The organism is Streptococcus sp. CCH8-H5 (genome assembly GCF_001556505.1).
Taxonomy (GTDB): domain Bacteria; phylum Bacillota; class Bacilli; order Lactobacillales; family Streptococcaceae; genus Streptococcus.
In genome coordinates this window covers 1-378 of the sequence record NZ_LSIZ01000002.1, presented here as the reverse complement: position 1 = coordinate 378, position 378 = coordinate 1, and the positions used below count along the sequence as shown (strand labels likewise).

The 378-nt window shown below is 43.1% G+C and carries 1 protein-coding gene; it reads right to left on the bottom strand.

All coding sequences use genetic code 11. From position 1 onward, the window contains the following. Nucleotides 1-319: helix-turn-helix domain-containing protein (locus AX663_RS00010; RefSeq protein ID WP_156430736.1), on the bottom strand; the 319-nt coding region annotated here is incomplete at its 3' end. Between the last annotated feature and the right edge of the window lie 59 nt (nucleotides 320-378).

The following is a 378-nucleotide window of genomic DNA, read 5'->3' as shown; positions in this document are numbered from 1 at the left end:
TAAAAGCTACCATTGGCTTTTGTTCAAGCTGATAGCGGCCACAAATCTGTTCAGGCGACCAGGAGGATTTTAAACCGTCCTCAATTTCCTTTTTCAACTCTGGTGTCAAACAAGACTTCCGACCTTTTTGTTTAGCCCTGTGGTCGTACTGTTCCTGTGCTAAGGCTGCGGAATAGCCATTTTGGCATCGTCTTAACTCTCTTGAGATGGTGGATCTATGTACGCCAAGTTTGTTGGCAATTTGGCAAGGTTTCAAACCTAATTCCAAATAGGCTTCTATCTTTATTCGCTCGGTTATGGTAAGATGGGAGTAGCTCATAGTGTTTCCTCGGGTTCTGTTTGTGTGGTTACTTACAGTTTACACCAATGAAACGCTAT